We start from the raw sequence: 26,533 nt of genomic DNA on the forward strand, positions 1-26,533 counted from the left end.
CGCCGTTCCGCCAACCGCCGCCAGGCGCGGCGCCACGCCGACACAGCGCATGCTGCAGATCGCCTTTGCCCGCACGGATTTCCGCATCGGCCTGATCGGATTTGGCCTGCTGGTCGGGCTGGCGATCCTGCTTCCGCTGGTCAGCTCGATCGACCCGGTCAAGATCGCTTACACCTCCAAGCTCCTGCCGCCCTTCCCGGCGGAGGGCTGGAAATGGCCCTACCTGCTCGGCACCGACCAACTCGGCCGCGACGTGCTGATGCGCTGTCTCGTCGGCTTGCGCTATTCGTTGCTGATCGGCGTCACCACGGTGGTGCTGATGTTCATTGTCGGCTGCAGCCTCGGCCTTTACGCCGGCTTTCGCGGCGGCTGGGCCGATGCGGTGATCATGCGGCTGACCGACGCGCAGCTGTCGATCCCGATGATCATCCTCGCCATCACCATTCTCGGCGTCTCGCGGCCGACGGTGCCGGCGATCATCCTCGTGCTCGGCCTGTCCGGCTGGCCGCTGTATGCCCGTGTCGCCCGTTCCGTTGCGCTTGGCGAACGCAATCGCGGTTACGTGCTCGGCGAAAGGGTGCTCGGCGCCTCGGATCTGCGCATCATGCTGCTTTTCGTCGCCCCGGTCGTGTTGCCGCCGATCGCCTTCGTTGCCGTGCTGGATATCGCCCGCATGATGATCTTCGAATCCATCCTCGGTTTCCTCGGGCTGGGCGTGCAGCCGCCGACGCCGACCTTCGGCAACGTCATCGCCGATGCGCGAAAATACCTGCTCAACGCCTGGTGGATCGCCACCATGCCCGGCCTGTTCATGCTGGTTTCGCTCACCTGTCTTAATCTGATGGGCTCGGCGCTGGAGCGCGCCCGCAATGCGGTGCTGAGAGGAGAGGCGTGATGAACGATCCCATTCTCGCCGTCTCCAATCTCGGCGTCGAACTGCAACGGGCCGGCGAGGCGCGTCGGGTGGTCGACGATGTCGGCTTTTCCCTGGCACCGGGCGAAGTGCTCGGCCTCGTCGGCGAAGCGGGCTCGGGCAAATCGGTACTGGCCCGGGCGCTGGTGCGGGCGATCTCCTCGCCGCTGGACATCGTTTCGGGCAAGGTCGTTTTCGAGGGCAAGGACATTCTCTCCGCCGACCGCCGCGGCCTGATGGCGATCCGCGGCAACCGTATCGGTTTCATCGGCGCCAACCCGATGGGCTCTCTCGATCCGCGCCTGTCGATCGGCAGCCAGATCGTCGAAAAACTGCATTCGGTGAAGCCCGGCATCGGGCGTGCCGAGGCGCGGGAAAAGGTCCTCGATCTTTTCGGACGTGTCCGCATCCCGTCGCCGGCGGCGCGTTTCCACGAAGCGCCGTTCCAGTTTTCCGGCGGCATGATGCAGCGGGTGATGATCGTCGATGCCCTTGTTTCCGATCCCTCGCTGGTGATCGCCGACAACATTACCCAGCCGCTCGACGTTACCGTGGCGGCGCAGATCATTCGCCTCATCGCTGATTTGCAGCAAAGCCTGGGCACGGCCTTCCTGTTCATCTCCTCGTCGCTGCCGGTGGTGGCGCAGATCGCCGAGCGGACGCTGGTGATGCAGCGCGGCCGCATCGTCGAGGAGGGGCGGACGCAAGACCTCGCCGCCAATCCCCGGCAGGCCTACACCCGCACCCTGATCTCCCGTATTCCACCGATCTGGAAGGATGTCAGCGCGCCGGTCGCGGCCGAAGGGGAGGCGGTGTTGAAGATCGACAACGTCACCCGCACCTACCGCGTGCGCCGGCGCAACACCTTCAACAGTTTCAACGCGGTCAAGGCCGTTCGGGACGTTTCCTTCACCGTGAAAGCCCGCGAAAACTTCGGCATCGTCGGCGAAAGCGGCTGCGGAAAATCGACGCTGACGCGGCTGCTCGCCTGGCTGGAGCAGCCCGACAGCGGCCGTATCGCCTTTCTCGGCAAGGACCTGTCGCAACTGTCCTCCCGGTCGCTCACCGAATTTCGAAAGTCGTTCCAGCTGCTGCTGCAGGACCCCTACGGCTCGCTGCCGGCCAACATGCCGGTCCAGCGCATGATCGAGGAGCCGCTGCTGATCCACGGCGCCGGCAAGGCGGAGGCGGCGCTTCTGGCACAGGAGGCGATGGCCGAGGTCGGGCTGGGCATCGAACTGGCCGAGCGGCTGCCGGTGGGCTTGAGCGCCGGCCAGCGCCAGCGCATCAACATCGCCAGGGCGCTGGTGCTGAAACCGCAACTGCTGATCCTCGACGAAACGCTGTCAGCGCTCGACCAGGTGGAGCAGGCCGAACTTCTCGACCTGTTCAACCGGCTGCAGGCGACACACGGCTTTTCCTACGTGTTCATCTCGCACGACCTGGCGCTGGTGCGGCGGATGTGCCACCGCATCGCCGTGATGTATCTCGGCCGCATCGTCGAATTGGCTGACAATGCAACTCTGTTCGAGCACCCGCATCATCCCTATACGCGGGCATTGCTCAGTGCTATGCCGACCTTGGAGGACAATCGTTTTCCGCGTTCCCGCTACCTGCTGGACGGCGAGCCGCCGAGCCCGATCGAGTTGCCGCAGGGCTGTTCGTTCCGGTCCCGTTGTCCGCGCGCTCAGGGCGATTGTCAGAAGATCGACCCGCCGCTGCTCGTCGTCGACGGCGGCGGCAATGCCGCTGCATGCCTGCATATGCACGAGGCAATGCTGGAGAAGGAGACCGCCGATGTCGAGTGAAGTCCGCAAGGAGGTCATTCTGGAGCGGCTGGACCGCGACCAGCGGGTGAGTGTCCTGGAGCTTTCGGCGGAATTCGGCGTGTCCGGCGAAACGATCCGGCGCGACCTCAAGGACCTGGAGGCCGAGGGCGTCGTCCGGCGGGTGCATGGCGGCGCCATTCCGGCCGGCCGCACCGCCGATACGCCGATCACCGAACGCATCAAACTGAACGCGCTGGAAAAGGATGAGGTCGCCGGGCTGGCGCGCGGGTTGATCAACGACGACTGCGTCATCTTCCTCGATACCGGCACGACGACGCTGGCGCTGGCGAGACGGCTCATCGGCTTCAAGAAGCTCCGGCTCTACACAAATTCGCTTCGCATCGCCCAGGCCGCCTGCGAACACTTTGGTGTGCAGGTGCAGATGACGCCCGGACGGCTCAGGCCGGTGGAACAAGACCTCGTCGGCTACGACACGATCTCCTACATCCAGCAGTTCCATTTCGACATGGTGTTCATGGGGGCAGCCGCCATCAACGCCGATTACGGATTCATGGATTTCGAGGAGGACGAGGCGCGCATTCGCCAGAACCTGCTGGCCCAGACGTCGCGCAGCGTCATGCTGGCCGATCATTCGAAATTCGGCAAGGTCGGCAATGTCATCACCGCGCCGTTCGGCCGTGTCCACACGCTGGTCACCGACCGCCGCCCGCCGGAAGCGGTTGAACGTGCGGTCGCGGCCGAACCGCTGGAGATCGTCCATGCATGAAACAGCGGCAATCAATGACCTCGACAGGCTCACTGCGATCTTCGATCGCATCTCCGCCGTTGGCGCCAGGCCGGGCGAAGGCGTGACGCGGCTGGCAGCCAGCGCCGAGGATGGCGCAGCACGCGCCATCTTTGCCGAATGGATGATTGAGGGCGGCGCGCGGATCGAACAGGATGCGATCGGCAACCAGTTCGCCTGCTTCGACTGGGCAGGCGAGGCGGCGCCGTGGGTTTTCGCCGGGTCCCATCTCGATACGCAGCCGCGCGGCGGCCGTTTCGACGGTGCGTTCGGCGTTCTGGCTGCCGGTTGTGCCGCGCTCGCCATGTCTCATGATCTTGGGACGATGCGCTTCAAGCCAGCGTGCAATCTCGCCGTCGTCAACTGGACGAACGAAGAAGGTGCTCGCTACCAGCCGAGCCTGACGGGCAGCGGCGTGTTTTCTGGCGCCTTGCCGCTGGAACGGGCATTGGCGTTGCGTGATGGTGTCGGTGTCGAACTGGGAGCGGCGCTTGCGGCTATCGGCATAACCGGCGCAACACAAAACGTACCGCCGCGTCCGAAAACCTATGTCGAGCTGCATGTCGAGCAGGGACGGATCCTCAATGAGGCCGGCCGCGGCATCGGTGTCGTCGAAGGAACCTGGGCAGCCCGCAAGATCACCGCCAGCTGGATCGGCCGTGCCGCCCATACCGGCCCGACGCCGATGGCCGACCGTCGCGACGCGTTGCTGGCGGCGGCGCAGGGCATTGCCGGTTTCGAAGCGGTGACGGCGCAGGCCTATCCGCATCTTCACCGGTCCGCTGCCCGCCTGGTGGTCGAGCCGAACTCGCCGAACGTCGTGGTGGAGCGCGCCACCGTCTGGTTCGAGCTGCGTGGCCTCGATACCGCCGAACTCGACCGGGCCGGGCAGGCCGTGCTGGCATTGTTCGCCAAGGCGGCGTCCGACACGGGGACACGGCTGGAGATTGCCGCGGATATGCTGCGGGCGCCGGCCGAAATGGATGCCGGCCTGATGGCGCTTGTCGGCGAGGCGGCCCGATCCGCCGGCTTCGAGCCGCTGATCATGCGATCCGTCGCCGGCCACGACGCTGTGGCGCTGCAGAACAGCGGCATCGCCTCGGCGCTGATTTTCGTTCCGAGCGTCGACGGCATTGCCCATCACCCCGACGAATTCACTCATCCCGAAGATCTCCAGGCTGGTCTCTCGGTTCTGGAATCTGTCCTGCGGCGGTTGGTGGAAGCCCCCGCCGGTCAAGACAAAAAAGATTAGAGGGAGCGCCATGCAGCACGACGATCCTATCCAGGCCGCGCTCGAGCGGGCAGGTTTTCACGGTGCGGTCCTTTCGCCACCGATTGGTGGCGTGGTGTCACCCATTCATCGCGCCGTCGAGAACAATTGCTGTTTCGCGACCATTTCCGACGCTGCGCCGGTCTTCGTCAAGCGCCGGCATGAGGACATGGCGGCCTTCATCGATCCCGAGGATGTCATCGAGGCGAGCGGCAAGGCCGGCGACATCGGCATCGCCCCAAAACTTCTGCATGCCGAGGCAAGCAGCGGCGTGCTGATATTCGAGGCGCTCGGCGAAGAGTGGTCCTGGGGGCATGTGGATGTGCTGCGGCGTCCGCACGTGCTGGAAAACCTGCTGGCGGCAAAGCGGCGGTTCCACAGTGTTGCGCCGCTCGCGCAGACGCGCAGCGTCTTCGATCTTGTGACGACCTATCGCCGCCTTGCGAACGAAGTGCCGCTGCCCACGCCCGTCGCCAGCGTTTCGGCCACGATGGGCGACATCGCCGCTGCGATTGCTGCGTCGGGCGTCGACACCGTCGCCTGCCATGCGGATGGTGCGTCGTCCAACGTCATGGTCGGGCCTTCGAATGCCGTTCGCCTCGTCGATTTCGAATGGGCACGACAGGCGGACCCGGCCCATGATCTCGGCACCGTGCTGGCCGAACTTCTGCCTTTCGACGGCGAGTCCTTGCTGGCAATCGAGATGGCGACGGGCAAGCCGGATGCGCAGGTGCTGGCACGTGCCCGTCTCTATGGGGCGGCGGACGACCTGATGTGGGCGCTCTGGGGCTTCATCCATGCAGCACAGTCGCCGCGCAAGCATGTCGAGTTCTTCAAATATGCCGAATGGCGCCTGTTGCGGGCGCGCACCGTCGTCGAGGGGCCGCGTTTTCAGACGTGGCTGAAGCAGGTTTGAGCAGGAGTATGCGATGAGACGCAGGCTGGGCGAAGGTGTGAGCGTTGCGGAACAGGCGATAGAGGCGGCAATCGGCGCCTCGGCGGACTGGCGCGGGCGGGATTCGGCCTACGAGCCGGTTCCCGGCGGCATCAGCAATCCGAACTGGCGCGTCTTCATCGACGGCGCTCCGCACAGTTTCTTCGTGAAAATCCCTGGCGCCGGCACGGAAATGTTCATCGACCGCACGGCGGCCAACGAAGCCGGCCGCAAGGCGCATGCCGCAGGTGTCGGTGCCCGCATCATTGATTTCTTTCCCGATACCGGCGTCGAGGTCAGCGAGTTCGTCGAAGGCTTGAGGACATCGACCAATGCCGACTTTGTCGACCCCGTTGTCCGCTTCAACGGCCTGCGCGCGCTCAAGGCCTTCAACGACGCCGCATCGCTTTCCCTGGTCAAGACCACCTTTGACATGATCGACGAGCATTTCCAGCAGGTCCTTGCGCTGGGTGGCGAGTTCCCGTCGGATTTCGGCTGGCTCAACGCGCGTTATCGCGAGGCGCGGCAGGCGTTGGAAGCCTCCGGCCTCGACCTGGCGCCCTGCATGAACGACACGCTGGCCGGCAATTTCCTGCTGCATGCCGACCGCCGGGTGATGCTCGTCGATTTCGAATATGCCTCGACCAACGACCGCGCCGCGGAACTGGCCCTCTGGTTCAGCGAAATGTGTTTTTCGCCGGAAGTGGAAGCCGAACTGATCGAGGAATATTACGGCCGGATCGATGATGCCCTGCTGGCGCGGGTTTCGCTCTTCAAGGCGCTTGTCGACCTGAAATGGTCGACCTGGGCCATGGTGCAGAACCAGGTGTCCCGCCTCGATTTCGATTTCTTCAAATACGGTTTCTGGAAGCATATGCGCGCCCGATTCGTGATGAGCGATCCGCGCTGGGCCGAGTGGTTGAAGGCGGTCTAGCGGAAGGGAATGCTCCAAATCCTCGATTCTATCTGCCGCGGAACGCGGCTTGCATTGCGTTTCGGTTTCCACGCGAAACGGCATGCCGGCAAAGCTTTGCCGGCCGGATCAGCAACCGCTTTCCTGTACAGTGTGTCAGAAAAACGAAATTGCTCCCCCCGTCCTTTAAAGGGATGTTGACCCCGTTCCGGTGAGGAGAGCCGGGGCGTGGTGGAGGAATCTTCCGGGTTTTGCCCGTGAAGGCAGACGTTGTGGACGGCTGGCCCTGCGGGCCGGCGATTGCCGCGACGGGGAGGAATAGTTTTGGCAGCACAGCGGCAACCGCAGGGGCGCATCAGGATCAACCAGGAAACCGTGGTGATCGCCATCTCGGTGGTGCTTTTCCTGGTCTTCTCCATCTTCCTCAACAAGTTCCTGTCGCAGGGCAACATCATCGCGCTTCTGAAGAACGTCGCGATCCTCGGAACGCTGGCTGTCGGCATGGGTTTCGTGGTCGTCGGCCGCGGCATCGACCTCACCATGGTGGCGGTGATGGTGGTCGGTGTGGCGTTCAGCATCTGGCTGTCGACCAAGGGCGTCAGCTTCACCTTTGCGATCATCGTCGGCGGCCTTTTGGTGGCGCTGCTGGGATTGTTCACCGGCATCCTCGTTGCCATCGCTGAAATCCCGCCGATCTTCGCCACGCTGGCGATCGCTTCGGCAGTCTATGGCGCCGGCCGCATCCTGTTCAGCTCCGACGTGCTGTATGCGCCGGCGAATATCCATTGGCTGACGTTTATCGGATCGGGAACGATCTTCGGCATTCCGATGTCGGTGGTGGTTTTTGCCGCCGTTGCCTTCGTCATGAGTCTGTTCCTGAAGAAGACGCGGTTCGGCCGGCTCGTTTATGCCAGCGGCGACAATCCGGCCGCCGCCCGCAATTCCGGCCTGCCGACGCGGCCGGTGATCATCACCCAATATGTCGTCAGCGCGCTGATCGCCTTCATCGCCGGCATCATCATGACCGGCCTCGTCACCGGCATCAACACCCGGCTTTATAACTCGACGCTGATCTACGACGTGCTGCTGGTGGTGGTGCTCGGCGGCATCGGTCTTTCGGGCGGGCAGGGCGGGGTGCGTAACGTCATCGTCGGCACCATCCTGGTCGGCATCCTGATCAACGGCATGACCATCCTGAATTTCAGCTACACGAGCCAGAACCTGATCAAGAGCGTCATCCTGCTCGGCGCGCTCGCCATCGACGCGGTGATCAACCCGCGCGACGAGCAGACCTCGCAGAGCGGCGACATCTGACGTCCAAGAATTTTTGAAGTGGAGGAGAACATCATGAAAACAATGAAAAAACTGCTGCTTGCCGCCGTTGCGGCGGTGTCGCTGATGCAGGCGCCGCATATGGCGCAGGCAGCCGATGTCGAGCAGATCGGTCGGTCCGCCTATCTGGAAGCGATGACGGGCAAGAAGGTGATCTTCGTGCCCCTGTCGCAGGGCATGGACCTGAACCAGGCCTGGGTCACCGTCTGGCAGCGCCATGCGGCACGCTACGGCTTCACGCTGGAAGTGCGTGACCCGAACATGAACACCGACGCCGGCATCCGCGCCCTGCAGGGCGCCATCGAGGAAAAGCCGGACCTCTTGATCGTCCAGAACCCCGACGTGCAGACCTATGCCCGCATGCTGAAGCAGGCGCAGTCCGCCGGCATCAAGGTGCTGCAGGTCAACATGCAGTCCGCCACCCAGACCGACAGCTATGTCGGCAACGACTGGATCGAGATGGGCCGCCTCGAAGCCGGCGAACTCGCCAAGACCTGCATGGCGCCGGGCGCGCCGTCGAAGAAGATCGTCTGGCTGGCCGGCGTGCAGACGGGTGCCGCCAACATCTTCATGCGCACCGGCATCGACCAGATCATCGCCGAAAACCCCGGCCTCGAACTGGTCTCCGACCAGCCGGCCGACTATGACAGCGAAAAGGCGCGCCAGATCACCGAGACGGTGCTGCAGCAGCATCCCGATCTCTGCGGCATCATGGGTATCTGGGACAACGCCGAAGTGGGCGCCGGTGCGGCCGTTCTCGCGGCCGGCAAGCAGGATCAGGTGACGATCGTCACCAACGGCGCCGGCGCCGATACCGGTTGCGAAAGCATCAAGAAGGGCCTTCTTGATGTGATCTACAATTTCAATGCGCCGATCCAGGGCGAAATCGCCGCCCAGCAGATCTCCGAGCTGCTGCAGCATCCGGACCGCGAAGCCGGCGCTGAGAAGACCATGTTCTTCGGCCCGATCACCCGCGTGGACAAGAACAACGCCACCGGTCGCAACTGCTGGAAAATCGACGACTTCAAGTAATGGAAATGCAGGATGACCCTGTCTGAAAGCCTTGTACGCCTGCGTTACCGGTTTTTCCCCGACCATGTGGTCGGGGAAATCCTCGGCAAGAAATGGATCGACAGCATCATACCCTTCATGGCGCTGCTGATCCTGATCGCCATCTTCGGCAGCATCGTGCCGCGTTTCTTCGAGCTGTCGACGCTGGCCAATCTCAGCGGCCAGACGGCGGAACTCGGGTTGATCGTGCTCGGCCTGACCATCGTCATGGTCTCGGGCGGCATCGATCTCTCCGTCGGCTCGACATTCGCGCTGGCGGTGCTGGCGACGCTCTACGGCATGAATGTCGGCCAATGGAGCGCCGGCACCGGCCTTGTGGCGACGCTCGGCGTCGGCCTTGCCTGTGGCGCCGTCAACGGCTTCATGGTCGGCATCCTGCGCATGCGGGCGTTTCTGACGACACTGGTCACCCTGATCATCTTCCGTTCGATTTTCGAAATCATCTTCCCGCAGGTCTCCACCGAGATCGTCACCAGCTATCCGGATTCCCCGCTCTACGATTACCTCGGCATGGGCCGGTTCCTCGGCACGCCGGTGACCTTCCTCGTCTTCGTCGTCATCGCCATCGCGTTGCATATCGTGCTGTCGCGTGGCCGTTACGGCTGGCGGCTGCTCGCCGTCGGCGGCGCTCGGCGTTCGGCCTACAATGCCGGCGTCAACGTGCGCCTCACCGTGTTCAGCGCCTATGTCGTCTGTTCGATGATGGTGGCGCTGGCCGGCTTCTTCTTCGCCTCGCGCATCGGCAGCGCCGCATCCGATATCGGCGCCGGCCTCGAACTGCAGGCGCTGACGGCAACCGTACTCGGCGGCATTTCGCTGGGCGGCGGTCGCGGCTCGGTCGCCAAGGCGCTGATGGGCACGGTCTTCGTGCTCATTCTCTCCAACAGCCTGCTGCAGATGGCCGTTCCCGGCCCGGTCAACGATTTCGTGCTCGGGCTGGTGCTGGTCGCCGCCGTGTTCCTCGATGTCCGCTGGGTCAAGAACCGCCACAAGATCCTGCGCAGCGTCTACATCTCGCCGACCTTCAACAAGATGCCGCCCTCCGTCTCGACGGAAGCCGGCTCGCCCATGGCCCCCAACGACCGGCTGCGGCAGGTGGGCGTCATCGGCCTCGGTACCCTCGACGGCGCCGAAGACGCCATCTTCGACAGGGACGACAACCTCTACACCGGCAGCCGCCACGGCGACATCCTGCGCTGGTTCCCGCCGGACTACACCCGCCACGAGGTTTTTGCCCATATCGGCGGCGCGCCGATGGGCATGACCTTCGACGAGGCCGGCAACATGGCCGTCTGCATCGGCGGCATGGGCCTCTACCAGATCACGCCGTCGGGCGAAGTCAGCCTGCTGACGGCGGAAACCAACCGCAGCCTGACCTCGGTCGCCGACGACAGCTCGATGAAGCTTGCCGACGACTGCGACATCCTGCCGGACGGCCGCATCATCTTCTCCGAGGCCACCGTGCGTTTCGAGATGCACGACTGGTATGCGGATGCGCTGGAAAGCCGCGGCAACGGCCGCCTGATCGTCCACGATCCGAAGACGAAATCGACGCGCACCATCCTCTCCAACCTCGTTTTCCCCAACGGCGTCTGCACCTCCTATGACGGCGAGTCGGTGTTGTTTGCCGAAAGCTGGGCCTGCCGCATCAACCGCTATTATTTCGCCGGCCCCAAGACCGGGCAGGTGGAGCGGGTCATCGAGGGACTGCCGGGGTATCCCGACAACATCAACCGCGCCTCCGACGGCACCTACTGGCTGGCGCTGATGGGCATGCGCACGCCGGCGCTCGACCTGTCGCTGGAAATGCCGGGTTTCCGCCGCCGCATGGCGCGGCGGGTTTCGGAAGACGCCTGGCTGATGCCGAACCTCAACACCGGTTGTGTGCTGCGCTTCAACGAACAGGGCCAGATCCTTGAAAGTTATTGGGATCTCGGCGGCCAGAAACACCCGATGATCACCTCCATGCGCGAGCACAAGGGCGTGCTTTACCTCTGCGGCATCTTCAACAACCGCATGGGCACGCTGGCACTCCCCGATGCCGACCCCAACTGGTGCGGCGTGGATACCTACTGGAGGAAGCCGGCATGAATTTCCTTCGCCGACTGCTCGGCCGCGACGAATGGGCGATCACGCTCCCGGTTCTCGACGGCCCGCTTTTGCCGAACCAGGCGCTGGAGGAGGCCGAAACTTTTGCCGACCTTGCCGGTGCCGACAACCTCGTCGCCACGGAAAAGGGTCTGGTGGCAAGCTCCGGAAACCGGCTGTTGCGTTACGACGCCAGCGGTCAAAGCGAGACCCTTGCCGAATTCGACAGTCCGGTCAGCGCCGTCACGGCGGCCAAGGGCATGCTGGCGATCGGGCTCGACGGCGACGGCGTCGTCATCCAGGGCGGGCAGCACGGCGGCCGCAAATTTACCGAGGCGAACGGCCGCAAATTCGGCTGCGTCACGGCACTGACCTTCCTCGATGCCAATACGCTGCTGATGGCGAACGGTTCCGATGCCGTGCCGGCAGAGCAATGGCGCCGCGACCTGATGCAGAAGGGTGCGACCGGCAGCCTGTGGAAACTCGACCTCAAGACCGGCACCGTAACCTGCATTGCCGATGGTCTCGCCTGGCCGGCGGGGATCGCCACCACCGGTTCCAACCGCATCTACGTGTCGGAATCCTGGCGCCACCGGGTGCTGGCCATCGATCTGGCTTCAGGCCAGCGAGAACCGGTGCTGGAACATCTTCCAGCCTATCCGGCGCGAATTTCTCCGGCCTATGACGCAGGTTACTGGCTTTCCTTCTATTCCGTGCGCAACCAGCTCGTCGAATTCATCCTGCGCGAAGACGGTTATCGCACGCGCATGCTGGCGGAAGTGCCGGAAGCCCACTGGATGGCCCCGGCGCTCGCCTCCGGCCTGTCGTTCCGCGAGCCGATGCAGGGCAGCCAGCTGAAGCAGATGGGCGTGCTCAAACCTTATGCGGTGACCCGTTCCTACGGCCTGATCGCCAGTTGCGACGCCCGGATGCGGCCGCTCGCCAGCTTCCATTCCCGCGCCGACGGTTCGGCGCACGGCACTGTGGCGGCCTGCGAAGTCGGAGACGATCTGCTGGTCGCCTCGCGGGGCGGCGGGCGCATCCTGCGCCTGCCCGGCGTGGCGAACGGACACCGGGAGTTCCAGAGATGACCGATATCATCGAATTTCAGACCGCGACGAAAACTTTTGGCGGGCTCGCGGCGTTCAAGAACGTCAATTTTACGCTGCGCAAGGGCGAGATCCACGCGCTGCTGGGCGAAAACGGCGCCGGCAAATCGACGCTCACCAAGGTGATGGCCGGCGTCTACAAGCTCACCGAAGGTAAACTCTTGCTCGATGGTCGCGATGTCGTCTTCTCCTCGCCAAAGGATGCGCTCGACAAGGGCATCGTCATGGTATTCCAGGAGACCAACCTCGTGCCGGCGATGACGGTGGCGCAAAACATCTATCTCGGCGAGGAGAAGATGTTCAACCGCCTGCGCGGCCTCTACATCCAAGCCCGCCAGTTCCTCGTCGGCATGGGTTTCCAGGTCGATCCGACGGCGCAAGTCTCGACGCTTGGCGCGGCCCACAAGCAGATGGTCGAAATCGCCCGTGCCGTGCATCATAAGGCTCGCGTCATCGTCTTTGACGAACCGACCGCGACCCTGACGCCGGAAGAAAAGCGGCATTTCTTCAATCTCATCAAAAGGTTGGTAGACAACGGAGTTTCCATCGTCTTCATCACCCACGCGCTGGAAGAAGCGCTCGAAGCCGCCGACCGCATCACGGTGATGCGCGACGGCGAGGTGGTGGCCTCGGGCGAGGCGAAGGATTTTACGCGCTCCTCCATCGTCCAGGCGATGGTCGGCCGCAGCCTTACCGAAACCCTGCACGGTTCGGCGTCGCGCACGCCGCGTCCTTACGGCGAAAAGGTGCTGTCGGTCGAAAACCTCTCCTGTGCCGGCCTGGTGCGCAACTCGTCCTTCTCGGTGTTTGCCGGGCAGGTGACGGGCATGTTCGGGTTGGTCGGCGCCGGCCGCACGGAGATGGCCAAGGTGATCTCCGGCGTCATGAAACGCAACCTGTTCCACGGCGGCGAAATCCGCCTGAACGGCCGCTCGGTGCGTTACCGGGTGCCGCGTCCGGCGATGCTCGACGGCATCGTCTACGTCACCGAGGACCGCAAGTTCGACGGTTTCTTCGAAACCATGACCGTCGGCGAAAACCTGCAGATCAGCGAACTCTCGAACGGCAGCAACCCGCTTAGCGTCGTCTCGTTGTCGCGGGCGCGCGTGCTCGCCAAGGAATGGGGCGAACGGTTAAAACTCAAGGCGATCAGCGACCGCGCCCGCATGATCGAGCTCTCTGGTGGCAACCAGCAGAAGGTGGTCATCGCCAAGGCGCTGATCCAGCAGCCGAAGCTGATCATCTTCGACGAGCCGACGCGCGGCGTCGATGTCGGCGCCATCGTCGAGATCCACCAGCTGATCGGCGAGCTTGCCGACCAGGGCATGGCGGTGGTGGTGATTTCCTCCTACCTGCCTGAAATCATGGCGGTTTCCGATCGCATCCTCGTGGCCAAACGCGGGCGCATCGTCGAGGAATTCATGGTGTCGGACGCTTCGGAGGAGCGGGTAATGTTCGCAGCGGTGCATTGATTGCATATCTGCCGGAATAGCCCCCGCGTGACCTTGCATTTTTGCGATAAGGGGCGCTTATCATTGCCGCATGGTGAACAGGTACCCATGAGGCGATGAGCAACGTCAATCTCAAGCTTCTGCAGACATTCCTTCTTGCGGCAGAACATGGCAGTTTTCGACGCGCGGCCGAAGAGAGCAACCGCTCGGCTTCGGCAGTCAGCATGCAGATCCGTGATCTGGAGGAACAGGTGGGCATCAGCCTGTTCATCCGCACGCCGCAGCGCGCCAACCTGACGCCGGAAGGCAAGATCCTGTTCGAACAGATCCGCCGGGCGATGACCGACGTCCAGTCCGGACTCGACCGGCTTGCGGAAATCGCCGCCCAGCGCAAGGGCCGGGTGCACATCGCCTGCGCCCCGACGCTCGCCGCCAGCCGCCTCGGCGACATTCTTGCGACGTTCAAGCTGCGCTACCCGCGCAGCATCGTCGAGGTGAAGGAGACGCCGCCGAGTGCGGCGCTGCTGCTGTTGCAGGAGCAGGAGGTGGAATTCTACATCGGGCCGGAAGTGCCCAACCTCGCGGATTTCCAGTTCGAATCGATCATAGACGATCCCCTGGTCGCCGCCGTGCCGCCGGATTTCGACAAGGGCCAAAAATCCTTCACCCTGTCGTCCTTCGCGGGCATCCCCCTCATTCTCCTGAACGACAAGACGGCCGTGCGCGGCCTTCTCGACCGGCTGGTCGCCGACGAGGGCATCAGCTTCAACGCGCAATACGAGGTGGAGAGCACGCAGACGGCCCTGGCGCTGGCGACGGCCGGCCTCGGCATCTGCATCGTGCCGAGCATCGCCGTCAGCTCGCGCCGCGACGACAATCTGCGGGTGGTGCCCATCGCCCATCCGCTGGCGCGGCGCTCCGTCGGCATCATCACCGCCCGGGGCTATGTGCATCACAGCTTTTCCGAGCAGTTGATGAGCCTGATCCGCACCAACCTCAGGGAACTGGCCTGAGGGCGTGTGTCGTCCCGGTTCGTTGATAGGCAGGCGTTTTCTGCGCTCCCAAATCTTCCACCGACGTCATCCTCGGGCTTGACCCGAGGATCCAGGTACATGAAATGTATCGATTATTCGTAGCGATACGGGCAGACGCGGCAGATCCTCGGGTCAAGCCCGAGGATGACGTCGGAGAGGGTTTCGAGGGTGACTTCGGAAAGGTTTTCCGGCGTTATCGGCACCCCAAGGTGGCTTTCGCCGTATTCTTGTTTCGCCGTAATGCCGGGCACACATGCCCTCAATCGGTCTGTATCCAGACCGCCTTGGTTTCGAGATATTCTCCAAGATGCTCGACACCGCCTTCGCGGCCGTAGCCGGACATCTTCATGCCGCCGAAGGGCACGGCCGGGTCGAGTGCGTGATACATGTTGACCCAGACGGTGCCCGCCTTGATTCGTTGCGTCAGCTTGTGCGCCGTGCCGACATTGCTGGTGAAAACGCCGGCCGCCAGCCCGTAGGGCGTGGCGTTGGCGCGGGTTACCACTTCGTCGAGCGTATCGAAGGGCAGGGCGGAGATCACCGGCCCGAAGATTTCTTCCCGTGCAATGGTCATCTCGTCGGTGACGGCGCCGAAGACGGTGGGTGCAATAAAATTGCCGGCATTGAAATCAGGGCCGGAGAGGCGCTTGCCGCCGACGACGAGGTCGGCGCCCTGCTGCCTGCCCACGTCGATATAACCTTCCACCTTGGCCGCCTGCCGGCTGCTGATGATCGGGCCGATTTCCGTCTGATCGTCAAGGCCATTGCCGATGCGTAGCTTGAGCGCGAATTCGGCGACCCGGCGGATGAATTCGTCGTGGATTTCCCGCGCCACGAAAAGCCGTGAGCCGGCAATGCAGATCTGGCCGGAATTGGCAAACACCGCCATGGCCGCCACCGGCACGGCGCGATCGATATCAGCATCGCGGCAGATGATCATGGGCGACTTGCCGCCGAGTTCCAGCGAGACCCGCTTGAGATTGCTCGTGCCGGCGCGGGCAATCGCCTGGCCCGTCGCCGTTGAGCCGGTGAAGACGATCTTGTCGACGCCGGGATGCAGCGAGAGCGGTGCGCCGGCCTCAGCACCGGTTCCGGTGACAACGTTGACGACGCCGTCCGGAACGCCTGCCTGCTGCATCAGTTTTCCGATCAGGAGCGGCGTCAGCGGCGCTTCTTCGGATGGCTTCAGCACCACGGTGCAGCCGGTTGCCAGCGCCGGGCCGATCTTCCAGATCGAGGCGGCAATCGGTGCGTTCCACGGAATGATCGCGCCGACGACGCCGACCGGTTCCTTGCGGGTGAAGGTGACGATCTCGCCGGGAATGGAATTTTCGATCACTTCGCCATGGATTGCGGTCGCCTGTCCGGCATAGAAGCGCAACATGCCGATGACGCGGCGCCGGTTGGCGAGCGTGCGGCTGATCGGCATGCCCATGTCGAGCGTGTCGGAAAGGCAAAGTTCTTCCCAGTTCTGCTCGAAGAGGTCGGCGATCTTCAGGAGAAGTGCCTGGCGTTCGTAAGGCTTGAACTTCGACCATGGGCCTTCGAAGGCGGCACGTGCCGCGTTGACCGCCGCATCGATATCGGCAGCACCGCCGCGCGGCACCGTCGCCAGCAGCTTTCCGGTCGCCGGGTTGCGACTTTCCAGAACCTCGCCCGATTGCGCCGGAACCCAGTTGCCGCCGATGAACATCGGCCGGAAATCTCCCGTATAAAGCGTCTCCGCCCGGGCTTTCGGGTCGAATGCGATGGTCATGTCTCCTCCTCGCCGCAAGCGGCGTTATGTCATTTTACGACATGGTATCCGATGTCGGCGCCGGCCGTACAAACAAGGAAACCTAATAAGGCGTTCAGATAATCGGACTACCTATCGGCGCCGTCTTCCCCGATTGTCTGCCGGCAGATGGAGGAGTGCAATGCGACTGGAAGGCAAGACTGCAATCATTACGGGCGGCGGATCCGGCTTCGGGGAGGGGATCGTCCGCAAATTCGTGGCGGAGGGCGCAAAGGTCGTGCTCATCGACCGCGACGAGGCGAATGCGGCACGTGTCGCCGGCTGCGACCAGACAGCAATCGAGCCGCTGGTCGCCGATGTCGCCACCGCGGAGGGCTTCGAGAAGGCACGCGATACGGCGATCCAGCGTTTCGGCCGCCTTGATATCCTCGTCAACAATGCCGGCGTCGGCCATGTTCCCACGCCGCTCGACGATATCGACGAAGCGACCTTCGATCGCATCGCCAACGTCAATATGCGCTCGATCTATTTTGGGGCACGCGCAATCGTGCCGCTATTCAAGGGGCAGAAGAGCGGAGTGATCCTCAACGTCGCCTCCACTGGCGGTGTTTCGCCGCGTCCCAACCTGACCTGGTACAACGCATCCAAGGGCTGGGTGATCACCGCGACCCGCGGCATGGCCGTCGAACTGGCACCGTTCGGCATCCGCGTCAACGCCATAAACCCGGTGGCCGGCGATACGCCGTTGCTGAAAACCTTCATGGGCGCCGATACGCCGGAGGTCCGGGCGAAATTCCTGTCGACCATTCCGCTTGGCCGTTTCTCGACCCCCGAGGACATGGGCAATGCCGCGGCTTTCCTGTGCTCCGATGAGGCGAGCATGATCACCGGCGTCGCCATGGAAGTCGACGGCGGCCGCTGCATCTGAACGGAGCGACGATGAAAGACCATTATGATATCGCCGTCGTCCATGGCGACGGCATCGGGCCGGAAGTGTGCGGTGCGACCGTCGAGGTTTTGCGTGCAGCATTAGGATCATCCTCGCCGCTCGTCTTTTCCGAGCATCCCGCCGGCGCCGATCTGTTCGTCGCAACGGGGGAGAGCTTTCCGGAGGCGACTTTCTCTGCCTGCCGTGCTGCCGATGCCATCCTGCACGGCGCCGCCGGCATTCCCGGTATCGTCCACCCCGATGGCACCGAGGCGGGGCTGGATTTTACCCTGCGCCTGCGCTTCGAACTGGATCTGTTCGCCAATATCCGCCCGATCCGGCTGTTCGACGGTGTTCGCAGCCCGCTCTCTGCGGTCAAGGCCGGCGATATCGACTACATCATTCTTCGGGAGAACAGCGAGGGCCTTTATGCCGCCCGCGGTGCCGGCGCACAGCTGCGCGGCGAAGTGGCGGTGGACACGCTGGTGCAAACCCGTCGCGGCGTCGAGCGGATCGTTCGCAAGGCGTTCGAGCTTGCCCGCGCCGGCGAGGGCGCGCCGGCCGACGGCGTCAAGCGGGTTACCTGCTGCGACAAGGCGAACGTGCTGCGCAGCTACGCCTTCTTCCGCTCGGTCTTCGACGAGGTGGCCCGCGATTATCCCGATATCGAGGCGGAACATGCGCTCGTCGATGCCATGGCCATGCATCTTGTGCTCCGGCCCGGGCATTTCAACGTCATCGTCACCGAAAACATGTTTGGCGACATCCTGTCGGATCTCGCCGCCGCGACCATCGGCGGCATGGGGCTTGCACCCTCTGCCGAGGTCGGGCTGTCGCAGGGGCTGTTCCAGGCGGCGCATGGTTCTGCGCCTGACATCGCCGGCAAGGGCGTCGCCAATCCGTATGGAACGGTGCTTTCCGCCGCCTCGATGCTCGAATGGCTCGGCGGACGGCACGACGACACGCGCTTGAACGATGCAGCAAGGCGCATCCGGCAGGCCGTCGGTGCTGCCATGCAAGAGGGTATGCTCAGCCGCGATCTCGGTGGGATCAACTCGACAGTCGAGATTACCCAAGCCTTGTGCAGCCGCGTCGCTGCATGACGAGGAACCGCTGCGTGCGGGGATAGGGTGGCGATCGACATCGCCAGCCGGCCGTCTACACGCTTGCTTCTTGTGGGAAAGCGGGAACCAAGCTCGACAAACGTTCGTGAAAGAGGTGGCACCGGCAATGATACTGCCGGTGTGCCAGGTTTCGTGTGGTGGCCGTGTCATACACGGATTTCTCCCCTCCCCAGTCGCCGGTGCGAAGTCCCGGCGAGAAAAATCTGCACGGCCGAAAATATTTTGCCTATCCTGTCGGAAATCTTCCGGGCCGGCGTCTTCTAGGAAAGCGCACCGATTTTGGTTGTGTCGTCCGACCGGGTTTCCATTCGGAGAACCGGCGGGTGACAAAACGGTGCTGCCTTGGGATTTTGGGCATTGTCGGCCGGGAGGAACAAGCAGATGACCAATATGCACTATCGATGGGTGATCGTTGTCGCGGGCGGCTTGCTGGGGTGCCTTGCCATTGGGGCCGTCTTTTCGCTGCCGGTGTTTCTCTTGCCGATTTCGCGCGAGACCGGCTGGTCGGTGACGGGTATTTCCAGCGCCATGACCGTCGGTTTCATCGCCATGGCCTTCGCAAGCATGATGTGGGGCAGTCTGTCGGATCGCTGGGGGCCGCGGCCGGTGGTGCTGACGGGCTCGGTTCTCCTCGCGGCAAGCCTGGCGCTCGCCAGTATCTCGCCGTCGCTGCTGGTGTTCCAGATGGTCTTCGGTGTCCTGGTCGGCGTGGCGACGGCTGCGGTCTTCGCGCCGATGATGGCCTGTGTGACGGGCTGGTTCGACACGCATCGCAGTCTTGCCGTTTCGCTCGTCTCCGCCGGCATGGGCATGGCGCCGATGACGATGTCGCCGTTCGCCGCGTGGCTGGTTTCGATCTACGACTGGCGCACGTCGATGCAGATCATCGCTCTCGTCGTTGCTGTCGCGATGATCCCGATCTCCCTGCTCGTCCGGCGGGCACCCGCTCTCGATGCGGCGGAAACGGCAGATCCTGCCGAGAGCGATCCGCAGTCGGCGATGACGATGCAGCAAGCGCTGAAATCGCCGCAATTCGTCATCCTGCTGCTCACCAATTTCTTCTGCTGCGCCACCCATTCCGGGCCGATCTTCCACACGGTCAGTTATGCGGTGACCTGCGGCATCCCGATGATCGCCGCCGTGTCGATCTACAGCATCGAAGGGCTTGCCGGCATGGGCGGCCGTGTCGCCTTCGGCATCCTCGGTGACCGGTTCGGGGCAAAACGCATCCTTGTGCTGGGGCTTTTGGCCCAGGCGTTTGGTGCACTTGCCTATGTGTTCGCGCAGGGCCTCGGCTCTTTTTACACGATCGCGGCGATCTTCGGCTTCATCTATGCCGGCGTCATGCCGCTTTACGCCGTGCTGGCGCGGGAAAATTTTCCGCTGCGCATGATGGGCACGGTGATCGGCGGCACGGCGATGGCCGGCAGTCTCGGCATGGCGCTAGGGCCGCTGGCGGGCGGGCTGATCTACGACACGTTTGCCAGCTATACATGGCTCTATGTCGGCTCGTGGGGCATCGGCCTCGGCGCCGTGCTGATCGCCATGACGTTCAAGCCGGTGACACAGCGCCAGCAGGCGGCGATGGCCGCCGCCTGACTGGTCCGAAGTCATGACCCAAGGTCGCGCAGAAAATCGTCGCACCAGCGGGTTACGTCGTTGGCGAGCAGGTCGTCCATGCTGACCCGCCAGCGGTCCTTGCGTTCGTCGAGCGGCATGGCCAGCGCCCGCGACAGGGCATGGGCGATGCCCTCGACGTCATAAGGATTGACGAGCAGGGCGCCTTTCATCGCGCGAGCGGCGCCGGCAAAGCGTGACAGAACCAGAACGCCCGGATCCTCCGGATCCTGCGCCGCGACATATTCCTTGGCGACCAGGTTCATCCCGTCGCGCAACGGCGTCACCAGTCCGACCCTTGCCAGGCGATAAAGCCCGGCGAGCACCGGCCGGGTGATCGAGCGATTGATGTAGCGGATCGGCACCCAGTCGACGGCGCCGATGCTGCCGTTGACCCGGCCTGCCTGTTCCGCCAGAGCTCGCTGCATCGCTTCGTATTCCGGAACCTCGGAGCGGGATTTCGGGGTGATCTGCAGGAAGGTCACCTGTCCATGATAGTCGGGATAACCGACAACGAAACGTTCGAAGGCGTCGATGCGCTGGGTGAGACCCTTGGAATAATCCAGCCGATCGACGCCGATGATCAGCTTGCGGTCTTCGATGCTGCGCTTGGTCCTGCGCACCGTCGGATTGGTTGCGGCCTTTTCGGCAAAGGCGGCGAATGCCTCGGTCTCGATGCCGATCGAATAGACCCCGCCGCGGAAAATCCGGTCTTCGGTCTGGATGCGGCCCTCGTCCAGCGCATGGCCCATGCCTTCGCGCTTGAGGTAACCGAGGAAGTTTTCGAGATCGTGATCGGTCTGGAAGCCGACAAGATCGTATTGCGACAACGACCGCATGATCTCCTCGTGAACCGGCATCGCCAGCAGGATATCGGCCGGTGGCCAGGGAATGTGCAGGAAGAAACCGATGCGGTTCTTAAAACCCATGCGCCGCAATTCGCCGGCGAGCGGGATCAGGTGATAATCGTGGATCCAGATCACGTCGTCCGGCTGCAGCAACGGCGCAAGTCGTTCGGCGAAGAACCGGTTGACGCGGAAGTAGCCTGCCATCTCCTTGCGTGCATATTCGGCAAGGTCGAGGCGATAATGGCAGATCGGCCAGAGCACGCGATTGGCGAAACCGAAATAATATTCGTCGACGTCCGTCTTGGTCAGGTCGGTCAGGGCATAGGTGATCGGGCCGTGCGTTTCGGTGCGCAAGGGGCCCGGCTCGTCCGTTTCATTGGTCTGGCCCGACCATCCGAGCCAAAGGCCGCCGCGTTCCTGCAGGGCAGCTTCGAGGGCGACGGCCAGTCCGCCGGCGGGGGCGGCGCCCGTCTTGTCGGGAATGGGAACACGATTGGAGACAACCACGAGACGGTTCAAATCGATCCCCTCTTTTCCATGCGAAAAGACACGGCATCGTGCCGAACCGGCGCGGAACTGCTTTGGATGGCTCTGTCTTTCTGGTGAATGTTTGTGAGGGTCGGCAGGAGAAGAAATGCTCCCGCATGGCGAATGATCTGCAGGGCATTTTTTTCCCGGCAGCGTTTTTGTCGATATGTCATCGGGCCAAACTTATGGCGGTTTGCGGCAAAGGCAAGAAATTGCCGCGGGAAAAGGCATGCGATTGTGTTGTTCCAAAGGCGGCATCGTGTCTTTTCACGACGTATTATTTCTTGTAAGGAAGCGTTACCGTTTTTCGCGGTTGCGCCGCACAAGGCGTAGAAATGGCTGCTGGGGGTAGCAGCCACTCCCTGAACTGCACGAACAGGAGTGTATTATGATCCCTTTCACCTATCGACCAAATTCTGGTTCTGAAGTGATTGCCCATTACGAAATCGAGGGCGACGTCATGCATGTCCTTTACAAGGACGATCGAAGATCCACTGCGCTTGGTGTCAATGAAATCGGCAACGCGTTTCTCCGCGAAAATCTGCTGAGAACAATGATGGCCGAACGACAGAATATTCCGCTTGCCTGAATGCAATGCCAGCTCCCCCGGGAGCTGGCTCCCCTGGAAAAGTCGGGCCGTTGTGCCCCGTTTTCTCCGTTTCTTTCCTCAAATGCGCTCTCTCTCCCGCTCTTCCGCCCGGTCCGTTCGTCTGGTGGCCCGGCGGCCGCAGGCCTGTGTTTGATGATTGCGCGATATTGAATGAATTAAAAATTCGTGCAATATCGTGCAATCATTCACCGAACGAGGCAACCATGAGCATTTCCGAGCGAGTCCGCATCGAAGCGGTCGAGGTCCTGTCGCACGACTGGTATCTTCTGAAAAAGACGACCTTCCATTATCGCCGGCGTGACGGTGGCTGGCAGACGCAGAGCCGCGAGACCTATGATCGTGGCAACGGCGCCGTCATCCTGCTCTTCGATCCGCAACGTCGGACGGTGCTCCTGACCAGGCAGTTTCGTTTCCCCGCTTTTGTCAACGGTTATGACGACCTGCTCATCGAGGCTCCCGCCGGCCTGTTGGACGGGGCGAGCCCGCAGCAGCGCATCCGCGAAGAAGTCGAGGAAGAGACCGGTTACCGCGTCCATGACGTGCATCAGCTCTTTGAGGCGTTCATGAGCCCTGGTTCGGTGACCGAAAAGCTGCATTTTTTCGTCGGCACCTATTCGGAAAATGACCGCATTGGCGATGGCGGTGGTATTGCCGAAGAGGGCGAGGATATCGAGCGCCTCGAGCTGCCGCTCGACGAGGCGCTGCGCATGGTGGAGACGGGCGCAATCTGCGACGCGAAAACGATCATGTTGCTGCAGCATGCGGCGCTGAGGCTGTAAGGCCGCCGCCAACTACGCCCGCGTAATCGGCAGGCCGCGGGCCGCCAGAACCTCTATCTCTTCCGCCGGGCAGCGCTTGTCGACGATAATGCCGTCGATTTCCGCAAATGCAGCCACGTGATAGGCGGAGACGGCGCCGATCTTTTCCCTGGACGCGAGAACGAGCGTCTCGGCCGCCTGCTTCATGATGGCCCGCTTGACGGCGGCCTCTTCGCGGTCGCCCGTGGTCAAGCCGTGGTCCCGATGGACCCCGGTGACGCCCATGAGGTAAAGGTCCGGACGGATCACGCCTATTCCTTCGATCGCCGTTGCGCCGATCGCGACGTTCGAATGCCTGTAGATGCGGCCGCCGATCAGCTCGATGGCAATCGAAGGGTGGTCGAGCAGGGCGACGACGATGTCGGGACTGTGCGTGACGATTGTCGCCGGCAGGTCGGCCGGCAGTGCCTTGGCGACGGCCACTGTCGTCGTGCCGCCGTCGAGAAAGACGATCTGGCCGGGCCGGACCATCGCGGCGGCAGCCTTGGCGATGGCTGTCTTGTCGTCGGCGGAGATTTTTCGCCGGGTGGCGAGGTCCGCCAGCGCCGGTGAGGCCGGAAGCGCGCCGCCGTGGACGCGCTGCAAAAGCCCTTCGCTTGCGAGTTCGCGGAGATCGCGGCGGATCGTATCTTCGGAGAGATCAAGCTGCCGGCTGAGATCCTTCGCGACGATGCGCCCCTGGGCTTCGAGGGTGCTGAGGATCAGCGCTTTTCGTTCGGTTGTCAGCACGGCGTTTCTCCAGCGGTCGAAACGGTATGCCATGCACCGGCCACGGTCGCAATCGGTCGATATCGTGCAATTTCGTGCAGAAAATCAGGAGCGGACCGATTGCGGGATGCCGGCCTGCAGCTGTGCGGCCGCGGCCTGTACGGTCGCCTCGAACGTCTCGCGCGGAACCGGGCGACCGAAATGAAAGCCCTGGAATTCGTGGCAGCCGCTATCCAGCAGCAGCGCATGCTGGGCTGTCGTCTCCACGCCTTCGGCCAGTACGACGAGGCCGAGATCGCGGCCCATCTGGACGATGCTTCTGACCAGCGCAGCGCCATGCTGGTTTTCGGTCGAGTCGTGCACGAAGCTCCGATCGATCTTCAGCTGGTAGATCGGCAGGCGGCGCAGGTAGCTGAGCGACGAGTAGCCGGTGCCGAAATCGTCGAGCGCGAAGCGGATGCCGGCGGCACGCAGCGCATTCATCTTGGCAATCACCGGCTCCATGCCGGCGATGATGACGCTTTCGGTCAATTCCAGCTTCAGGCGGGAAGGATCGACGCCGTAGAAGGCCACGGTGTCGAGCACGGATTGCTGGAAATCGTTGACGGCGAACTGGCTGGCGCTGACATTGACCGCCAGCGTCAGCTTGCCGAGTACGGGGTCGCTCCGCCAGCTTGCCAGCGTCCGGCAGGCATCCTTCAGCACCCAGCCGCCGAGCAGCGGCATCAGGTTGCTCTCTTCGGCCAGCGGGATGAAGACGTTGGGGGCGATGTAGCCGCGCTGTGGGTGTTTCCAGCGCAGCAACGCCTCCGCGCCGATGATGTCGCCTCCATTGTTGATCTGCGGCTGGAGGAACAGTTCCAGTTCGTCGTTGCGCATCGCCTCCTGCAACTCGCGCACCATGCCCTTCTGCCGCGTGAACTCCAGCCGGATCACGTAGATGCAACCGCAAACCATGGCGGTTGCCAGCGCGGAATTGATCCAGGTTCCGGCATAACGAATTTCATCCGGTATGGAGTGCGCAAAGGGCAGCGCCCAGTTCGAGGCCGAGAGAAAAATGAAGGAGGCGAGACATGCGGCGATGACCGCCAGCTGGAATTTCGATTTGCGCCGCAGGTAATTGATGTAGCCGAGCATGGCCAGCACCGGCAGATAGAGATGCGTCACCCGCGGCGCATTGGCAGTTGCCGTGTCGAACATAAGGCAGAAACCGAGGACAAAGGCCAGAAAGGCCAATTCGGAGACCACCAGTGCGGCTGTCAGAAGCCGGGCGCGGATCAGAAGCAGGCTTGCGAAGCTGACGAGCGCCAGAACCACATCGGCCAGCGCCAGTTCCCACCATCCATTGACGGCAAACACGGCGCACCAGAGGAGGCTGATGCAAAATACGAGAAGGGCAGCCGCCTGATAGGCAAAAATCAGGCGCCGGGAATATTGCTCCGAAAGTTTTTCCAATGCTTCGCTATGCCCTGGCAATCGCCACCTTCATCTCTGCGTTCGAACGATTTCCCGGGCTGCCTTGCATCATCCCTCGAATGTCGACGCTGCAGTTATACAAGCTTCAACTTCACGAAATGCAATTTTACTTCCGAAAGATTGATTCAAACTTGCGCAAAATGGCACATTGAAAAAATACCGGGACAAGACATTTGCCTGATGTCACGCCCACAAGCCTGCAAATCCCCGGATCGGTGAAGATATTGTCTCGGTCGGAACAATTCCGCGCGAAGCAACAATAAATCTTTCGACGATCAATTGAAACCGATTGTCGTAAATCTTTTCGGCTGGCGAGGATCTTTTCTCGTGCGGCGTGTAAATATCCGGAAAAACGTCGAGGCACGTTTCGTTTCGGATCAGTACAGGCTCAGCAAATCCTCCCCGGTCTGCGGCGCGCTGCTCTTGTCGATGGAAACGACGACGGACAGGCCAGGCCCCAAATGTTCGATCGGAGCCTGGTCCTTGTCGATGCTGATGCGCACGCCGACCCGTTGGGCGATCTTGGTGAAGTTGCCGGATGCGTTGTCCGGTTTGATCACGGAAAATTCCGAACCGGTTGCCGGCGAGAAGTTCTGGATATGGCCCTTGATGGTGCGCTTGTTGAGGGCATCAACGACGATCGTTACCGGCTGGCCGATCTGCATGCCGTAGAGTTGCGTTTCCTTGAAGTTGGCGACGACCCAGACGTCGCGCGGAACGACAGCCAGCAATTGGGTGCCGGGGGTCACATATTGCCCGAGCCGCGCGCCGATTTCGCCCAGGCGGCCGTCGCGCGGGGCAACGATGACGGTGTTCTGCAGGTCTATGTCCGCCAGTTGCACGGCGGCTTCGGCGCCGGTGACGTTTGCCTCCAGGGCGGCGCGGCTGACGATGATCGTCGCCAGGCTCTGTCTGGCCACTTCGACGGCGGCCTTGGCGCGATTGAGCCCCGCCTTGGCCTGCAGCTGCGCCGCCGCGGCCTTTTCGGACTCGCTGGTGGAAGCCACGCCGCGATCCGTCAGGTTCGCAACCCGCCTAGAGGTCAGTTCCGCCTGGTTGAGCACGGATTCGGCGCTTTCGACCTCCGCTTCGGCGGCATGGATGTTTGCCTGCGCCGACAACTCCTGCTGGTGAGAATTTGCCAGCGAGGCCTGCTGCGCCTGCAGGGTGGCGCGAGCCTGCGCCACTTTCTGCGTGTAGGAGCGGTCGTCGATCCTCACGAGCACGTCGCCTTGCTTCACCTCGGCATAATCCTTGACGGGGACTTCGACGATGTAGCCGCTCACCTGCGGCGAAATCGTCGTCACATATCCGCGGACATAGGCGTTTTCCGTTGTTTCCACGGAGGTTAGGAACGGTGGCAGCCGCCAGGCGTATAGCACGAGCAGGACCCCGGCCAGGCCAGCCAGGAGGGTAACAAGGGTGCTGGGGGAGCGGAAAAGTTTGAGCATG

At 62.8% G+C, this 26,533-nt stretch carries 24 protein-coding genes; 17 read left to right on the top strand and 7 right to left on the bottom strand.

Features of this window, described 5'->3' with window-relative positions; all coding sequences use genetic code 11:
- Positions 1–49 precede the first annotated feature (49 nt).
- The 12 genes from ACSQ3I_RS04425 to ACSQ3I_RS04480 all read left to right on the top strand — a co-directional run bounded on the left by ACSQ3I_RS04425 (position 50) and on the right by ACSQ3I_RS04480 (position 14,668).
- Entirely contained in the window at positions 50–895 is an 846-nt protein-coding gene (locus tag ACSQ3I_RS04425) for an ABC transporter permease (RefSeq protein WP_435997539.1), read from the top strand.
- Positions 895–2,721 carry a dipeptide ABC transporter ATP-binding protein gene (locus ACSQ3I_RS04430; protein WP_435996421.1) on the top strand — a complete coding sequence of 609 codons (1,827 nt, stop codon included), beginning with the start codon at positions 895–897 and terminating at the stop codon, positions 2,719–2,721. Before ACSQ3I_RS04425 ends, ACSQ3I_RS04430 begins: the two co-directional genes overlap by 1 nt.
- Positions 2,711–3,469 (top strand): DeoR/GlpR family DNA-binding transcription regulator, encoded by a 759-nt coding sequence (locus tag ACSQ3I_RS04435; RefSeq protein WP_435996423.1) that lies wholly within the window; start codon positions 2,711–2,713, stop codon positions 3,467–3,469. The genes ACSQ3I_RS04430 and ACSQ3I_RS04435 overlap by 11 nt, the downstream gene beginning before the upstream one ends.
- The gene (locus ACSQ3I_RS04440) at positions 3,462–4,739 is read left to right on the top strand and encodes a Zn-dependent hydrolase (protein WP_435996425.1); all 1,278 of its coding nucleotides are present in this window, start codon (positions 3,462–3,464) and stop codon (positions 4,737–4,739) included. The genes ACSQ3I_RS04435 and ACSQ3I_RS04440 overlap by 8 nt, the downstream gene beginning before the upstream one ends.
- 10 nt (positions 4,740–4,749) lie before the next feature.
- Positions 4,750–5,673: a phosphotransferase gene (locus tag ACSQ3I_RS04445; RefSeq protein WP_435996427.1), complete on the top strand. Its 924-nt coding sequence runs from the start codon at positions 4,750–4,752 to the stop codon at positions 5,671–5,673.
- 13 nt (positions 5,674–5,686) lie between these two features.
- Complete coding sequence (locus ACSQ3I_RS04450) at positions 5,687–6,625, top strand: choline/ethanolamine kinase family protein (protein ID WP_435996429.1); 939 nt, start codon at positions 5,687–5,689, stop codon at positions 6,623–6,625.
- A gap of 303 nt (positions 6,626–6,928) precedes the next feature.
- Entirely contained in the window at positions 6,929–7,918 is a 990-nt protein-coding gene (locus ACSQ3I_RS04455) for an ABC transporter permease (protein ID WP_435996431.1), read from the top strand.
- 33 nt (positions 7,919–7,951) lie between these two features.
- The gene (locus tag ACSQ3I_RS04460) at positions 7,952–8,968 is read left to right on the top strand and encodes a sugar ABC transporter substrate-binding protein (RefSeq protein WP_435996433.1); all 1,017 of its coding nucleotides are present in this window, start codon (positions 7,952–7,954) and stop codon (positions 8,966–8,968) included.
- Between the two features lie 12 nt (positions 8,969–8,980).
- Complete coding sequence (locus tag ACSQ3I_RS04465; RefSeq protein ID WP_435996435.1) at positions 8,981–11,098, top strand: ABC transporter permease; 2,118 nt, start codon at positions 8,981–8,983, stop codon at positions 11,096–11,098.
- On the top strand, positions 11,095–12,186 hold the full coding sequence (locus tag ACSQ3I_RS04470) for a hypothetical protein (protein WP_435996437.1): 1,092 nt from the start codon (positions 11,095–11,097) through the stop codon (positions 12,184–12,186). Before ACSQ3I_RS04465 ends, ACSQ3I_RS04470 begins: the two co-directional genes overlap by 4 nt.
- Complete coding sequence (locus ACSQ3I_RS04475; RefSeq protein WP_435996439.1) at positions 12,183–13,676, top strand: sugar ABC transporter ATP-binding protein; 1,494 nt, start codon at positions 12,183–12,185, stop codon at positions 13,674–13,676. The genes ACSQ3I_RS04470 and ACSQ3I_RS04475 overlap by 4 nt, the downstream gene beginning before the upstream one ends.
- A 95-nt stretch (positions 13,677–13,771) precedes the next feature.
- Positions 13,772–14,668: a LysR family transcriptional regulator gene (locus ACSQ3I_RS04480; RefSeq protein ID WP_435996441.1), complete on the top strand. Its 897-nt coding sequence runs from the start codon at positions 13,772–13,774 to the stop codon at positions 14,666–14,668.
- A gap of 113 nt (positions 14,669–14,781) precedes the next feature.
- On the opposite strand, the gene ACSQ3I_RS04485 is transcribed toward ACSQ3I_RS04480, so the two are convergent.
- Positions 14,782–14,940: a hypothetical protein gene (locus tag ACSQ3I_RS04485; protein ID WP_435996443.1), complete on the bottom strand. Its 159-nt coding sequence runs from the start codon at positions 14,938–14,940 to the stop codon at positions 14,782–14,784.
- An 8-nt stretch (positions 14,941–14,948) separates the two neighbouring features.
- Complete coding sequence (locus ACSQ3I_RS04490; protein ID WP_435996445.1) at positions 14,949–16,445, bottom strand: aldehyde dehydrogenase family protein; 1,497 nt, start codon at positions 16,443–16,445, stop codon at positions 14,949–14,951.
- Positions 16,446–16,605: 160 nt separating this feature from the next.
- On the opposite strand from ACSQ3I_RS04490, the gene ACSQ3I_RS04495 reads away from it, so the two are divergent.
- The 3 genes from ACSQ3I_RS04495 to ACSQ3I_RS04505 all read left to right on the top strand — a co-directional run bounded on the left by ACSQ3I_RS04495 (position 16,606) and on the right by ACSQ3I_RS04505 (position 20,075).
- Positions 16,606–17,352, top strand: coding sequence for a glucose 1-dehydrogenase (locus ACSQ3I_RS04495; RefSeq protein ID WP_435996447.1), 747 nt, complete (start codon positions 16,606–16,608; stop codon positions 17,350–17,352).
- Positions 17,353–17,363: 11 nt separating this feature from the next.
- Positions 17,364–18,455 (top strand): isocitrate/isopropylmalate dehydrogenase family protein, encoded by a 1,092-nt coding sequence (locus ACSQ3I_RS04500; protein ID WP_435996449.1) that lies wholly within the window; start codon positions 17,364–17,366, stop codon positions 18,453–18,455.
- 402 nt (positions 18,456–18,857) lie between these two features.
- Positions 18,858–20,075: an MFS transporter gene (locus tag ACSQ3I_RS04505; RefSeq protein ID WP_435996451.1), complete on the top strand. Its 1,218-nt coding sequence runs from the start codon at positions 18,858–18,860 to the stop codon at positions 20,073–20,075.
- A gap of 11 nt (positions 20,076–20,086) precedes the next feature.
- On the opposite strand, the gene otsA is transcribed toward ACSQ3I_RS04505, so the two are convergent.
- Together otsA and ACSQ3I_RS04515 are read right to left on the bottom strand one after the other, a co-directional pair.
- The gene (gene otsA, locus ACSQ3I_RS04510; RefSeq protein ID WP_435996453.1) at positions 20,087–21,460 is read right to left on the bottom strand and encodes an alpha,alpha-trehalose-phosphate synthase (UDP-forming); all 1,374 of its coding nucleotides are present in this window, start codon (positions 21,458–21,460) and stop codon (positions 20,087–20,089) included.
- Positions 21,457–21,828: a hypothetical protein gene (locus ACSQ3I_RS04515; RefSeq protein ID WP_435996455.1), complete on the bottom strand. Its 372-nt coding sequence runs from the start codon at positions 21,826–21,828 to the stop codon at positions 21,457–21,459. The genes otsA and ACSQ3I_RS04515 overlap by 4 nt, the downstream gene beginning before the upstream one ends.
- A gap of 29 nt (positions 21,829–21,857) precedes the next feature.
- On the opposite strand from ACSQ3I_RS04515, the gene ACSQ3I_RS04520 reads away from it, so the two are divergent.
- Positions 21,858–22,058 carry a hypothetical protein gene (locus ACSQ3I_RS04520; RefSeq protein ID WP_435996457.1) on the top strand — a complete coding sequence of 67 codons (201 nt, stop codon included), beginning with the start codon at positions 21,858–21,860 and terminating at the stop codon, positions 22,056–22,058.
- 224 nt (positions 22,059–22,282) lie between these two features.
- Positions 22,283–22,858 (top strand): NUDIX domain-containing protein, encoded by a 576-nt coding sequence (locus ACSQ3I_RS04525; RefSeq protein ID WP_435996459.1) that lies wholly within the window; start codon positions 22,283–22,285, stop codon positions 22,856–22,858.
- A gap of 12 nt (positions 22,859–22,870) precedes the next feature.
- Here ACSQ3I_RS04525 and ACSQ3I_RS04530 read toward each other — a convergent pair whose 3' ends face one another.
- From ACSQ3I_RS04530 to ACSQ3I_RS04540, 3 genes are all read right to left on the bottom strand, one after another.
- Complete coding sequence (locus tag ACSQ3I_RS04530; RefSeq protein ID WP_435996461.1) at positions 22,871–23,626, bottom strand: DeoR/GlpR family DNA-binding transcription regulator; 756 nt, start codon at positions 23,624–23,626, stop codon at positions 22,871–22,873.
- An 84-nt stretch (positions 23,627–23,710) separates the two neighbouring features.
- Positions 23,711–25,060, bottom strand: coding sequence for a putative bifunctional diguanylate cyclase/phosphodiesterase (locus tag ACSQ3I_RS04535; protein ID WP_435996463.1), 1,350 nt, complete (start codon positions 25,058–25,060; stop codon positions 23,711–23,713).
- A 398-nt stretch (positions 25,061–25,458) separates the two neighbouring features.
- Positions 25,459–26,532 (bottom strand): HlyD family secretion protein, encoded by a 1,074-nt coding sequence (locus ACSQ3I_RS04540; RefSeq protein WP_435996465.1) that lies wholly within the window; start codon positions 26,530–26,532, stop codon positions 25,459–25,461.
- Position 26,533: the final 1 nt, after the last annotated feature.

This window comes from Rhizobium sp. LjRoot30 (assembly GCF_964253915.1).
Classification (GTDB): Bacteria; Pseudomonadota; Alphaproteobacteria; order Rhizobiales; family Rhizobiaceae; genus Metarhizobium.

Excerpts from the sequence above, each read along its gene's own strand:
- ACSQ3I_RS04425 (WP_435997539.1), top strand. The coding sequence starts at position 50 with ATGCTGCAGATCGCCTTTGCCCGCACGGATTTCCGCATCGGCCTGATC.
- ACSQ3I_RS04430 (WP_435996421.1), top strand. The coding sequence starts at position 895 with ATGAACGATCCCATTCTCGCCGTCTCCAATCTCGGCGTCGAACTGCAA.
- ACSQ3I_RS04435 (WP_435996423.1), top strand. The coding sequence starts at position 2,711 with ATGTCGAGTGAAGTCCGCAAGGAGGTCATTCTGGAGCGGCTGGACCGC.
- ACSQ3I_RS04440 (WP_435996425.1), top strand. The coding sequence starts at position 3,462 with ATGCATGAAACAGCGGCAATCAATGACCTCGACAGGCTCACTGCGATC.
- ACSQ3I_RS04445 (WP_435996427.1), top strand. The coding sequence starts at position 4,750 with ATGCAGCACGACGATCCTATCCAGGCCGCGCTCGAGCGGGCAGGTTTT.
- ACSQ3I_RS04450 (WP_435996429.1), top strand. The coding sequence starts at position 5,687 with ATGAGACGCAGGCTGGGCGAAGGTGTGAGCGTTGCGGAACAGGCGATA.
- ACSQ3I_RS04460 (WP_435996433.1), top strand. The coding sequence starts at position 7,952 with ATGAAAACAATGAAAAAACTGCTGCTTGCCGCCGTTGCGGCGGTGTCG.
- ACSQ3I_RS04465 (WP_435996435.1), top strand. The coding sequence starts at position 8,981 with ATGACCCTGTCTGAAAGCCTTGTACGCCTGCGTTACCGGTTTTTCCCC.
- ACSQ3I_RS04470 (WP_435996437.1), top strand. The coding sequence starts at position 11,095 with ATGAATTTCCTTCGCCGACTGCTCGGCCGCGACGAATGGGCGATCACG.
- ACSQ3I_RS04475 (WP_435996439.1), top strand. The coding sequence starts at position 12,183 with ATGACCGATATCATCGAATTTCAGACCGCGACGAAAACTTTTGGCGGG.
- ACSQ3I_RS04480 (WP_435996441.1), top strand. The coding sequence starts at position 13,772 with ATGAGCAACGTCAATCTCAAGCTTCTGCAGACATTCCTTCTTGCGGCA.
- ACSQ3I_RS04490 (WP_435996445.1), bottom strand. The coding sequence starts at position 16,445 with ATGACCATCGCATTCGACCCGAAAGCCCGGGCGGAGACGCTTTATACG.
- ACSQ3I_RS04495 (WP_435996447.1), top strand. The coding sequence starts at position 16,606 with ATGCGACTGGAAGGCAAGACTGCAATCATTACGGGCGGCGGATCCGGC.
- ACSQ3I_RS04500 (WP_435996449.1), top strand. The coding sequence starts at position 17,364 with ATGAAAGACCATTATGATATCGCCGTCGTCCATGGCGACGGCATCGGG.
- ACSQ3I_RS04505 (WP_435996451.1), top strand. The coding sequence starts at position 18,858 with ATGACCAATATGCACTATCGATGGGTGATCGTTGTCGCGGGCGGCTTG.
- ACSQ3I_RS04520 (WP_435996457.1), top strand. The coding sequence starts at position 21,858 with ATGATCCCTTTCACCTATCGACCAAATTCTGGTTCTGAAGTGATTGCC.
- ACSQ3I_RS04525 (WP_435996459.1), top strand. The coding sequence starts at position 22,283 with ATGAGCATTTCCGAGCGAGTCCGCATCGAAGCGGTCGAGGTCCTGTCG.
- ACSQ3I_RS04540 (WP_435996465.1), bottom strand. The coding sequence starts at position 26,532 with ATGCTCAAACTTTTCCGCTCCCCCAGCACCCTTGTTACCCTCCTGGCT.